This is a genomic window from Nocardia sp. NPDC005366, from assembly GCF_040606855.1.
Classification (GTDB): Bacteria; Actinomycetota; Actinomycetes; order Mycobacteriales; family Mycobacteriaceae; genus Nocardia.
In genome coordinates this window covers 1-1,994 of sequence record NZ_JBEXFQ010000095.1, presented here as the reverse complement: position 1 = coordinate 1,994, position 1,994 = coordinate 1, and the positions used below count along the sequence as shown (strand labels likewise).

The window sequence follows — 1,994 nt, the reverse complement described above, 5'->3', positions numbered from 1 at the left end:
CCCGGCCGCGGGCTAGATTCTGTCTCGAAGTGAGTGATGGGGGGCACCGCGTAGCGGTGCCCCCCATCACTGTGGTTCAGCGGAAGTTGGTGCCCACGTTGGTATGTGGGTGAGGTCGATCCTGTCTTCCAACGGTAACGCAACGCCGTCGAGCGCGGCAGCAACCAGTGCACCTACCGGATTCGAGATACCTCGCGGTGATCGCAACGTCGGTACGGGCCGGTGAGATCGGCTTGCCGGTGTCGATCGACACCCGCACAGCAGGAACCTTCGCGTGTATGGAGCTGGATTCACGCAAAGCCTTCCATTTTCATTGAGTACACCTACATACTGGCGCGATACCGCTGCAACCCTTGGAGGAAGTATGTCGCTCGACCCGGAGGGCTCGCGCTCCCCGAGCCTGTTGGCGTTCGGCGCGCCGCGGCGCGCACGCATGAGAAAGATGGCCGTAGGGCGTCGGCTGGTGATAGCGGCGGCGCTCATGGCGGGGGTGTTCGTCGCACCCACCCAGGCGGCGGCAGAGGCGCCGGTGGCCGCGAGCCCGAGCTGCGTCGAGCCTCAGCAGGCCACCTTCGTCGGCGGTGCGACCGCGCCGTGGCAGGCCTGCACCTCGCCCACCGGCATCATCGGTATCGAAGGCAGCACCGCCGTCAACAGCCGGGGAACGATCTTCATGGGGGTCTCGGTCAAGGACGCGGAGGGTCGCGCGGGTCTGGCGCGGTCCCGCGACGGGGGCGAGTCCTGGCAGCGGGTGGCGCTGCCACTGCCGTTGCAGGACCTCATCGGCTCCATGCAGTTGGACCCCGCGACCGACCGGCTCTTCTACACCAGCACCGCCCTGGGGACCTCTCAAGTGTCGAACCAGATCGGCTACAGCGATGACGAAGGGGAAACCTGGCGCGTCACCCAGGTCGGCGGGCATCCGTTCGAGGGGGATCCCATCATCACGATCGGTGATGTCCATCAGATGTATGTGGGCCCGCCTCCGGCGGGTGTTCAGACCTCGGGTTACCCCAACGTGGTCTACTACTGCTCCTTGACCCCGCTTCCGAGCCTCGGGCCGTTCACCAAGTGCTGGCGGTCTTTCGATGGCGGTAACAGCTTCCAGCCTAGCTCGCCGGTGTCGACCTTCAGCCAGTCCGAGTGCGACTTCGCCGCGATGGTGCCCGGGGTACCGGGCAGCAACACCCAGTTCCTCCCGGACGGGTCGGTGACGGCGCAGTTGCCGTTCGTCACCCCGATGCGAGGGGTCGTCGCTCCGGACGGCACGGTATACCAGCCGATGAACGCGTGCGGGCAGTACGTGGTGGGGACCAGCAGGGACGCGGGCGCGACGTTTACTTGGTCGAAGGTTCCCAACGCGCGCATCGATATGAACACGGGGGTTTTCGCCGACCAGCAAGCGAACTTCCCGGGTTGCCGCGAGACCCTCGGCTTTGCCGGCTGCCCTGAGGTGTACAAGGGTTACGGTTCCGACAGCCTGGCTATGGACGACAACGGCACGCTCTACTTCATCCACAGCAACCCGCAACTGTTGCTGTCGGTGTCCAAGGACGGCGGACAGTCCTGGACACAGCCCGAGACGCTGTCGGCGCCGGGGGTCAGCACGACGGTGTTCTCCTCCCTCGTCGCGCGGGGAGACGGCGAGCTCGGACTGGCCTACCTCGGCAACAGTGAGGGCAGCAAAGACTGGCATGGCTACATGGCCGTGGTCAAGAACGCCGACGACCCTAGCCGTAACATCGCCACGGCACTGGTCAGCAATCCCGACAATCCGCTGATCCCCTACCGGTGCTGTGGCTCGTCAACGGGGCAGAACTTGGACGGGTCGCACACCGACTACAACCTGTTCGAGTACGGCGGGGTCAACATCGCGCCGGACGGCAGCCTGTGGGCCAGCTTCTTCCGCGACACCACCCGCGACCCCAACAACAAGACGTTCGCGCTCTACGAGATCACCGGCGGCCACATGTACCCGGCCGCGGGCTAGATTC

The 1,994-nt window shown here is 65.5% G+C and carries 1 protein-coding gene; it reads left to right on the top strand.

What is annotated here, in order from left to right:
- The first annotated feature begins 364 nt into the window (after window positions 1–364).
- A complete protein-coding gene (locus ABZS43_RS36550; protein WP_355040585.1) occupies window positions 365–1,990 on the top strand; it encodes a sialidase family protein in 1,626 nt (541 codons plus the stop codon).
- Window positions 1,991–1,994 lie beyond the last annotated feature (4 nt).

Excerpts from the sequence above, each read along its gene's own strand:
- ABZS43_RS36550 (WP_355040585.1), top strand. The coding sequence starts at position 365 with ATGTCGCTCGACCCGGAGGGCTCGCGCTCCCCGAGCCTGTTGGCGTTC.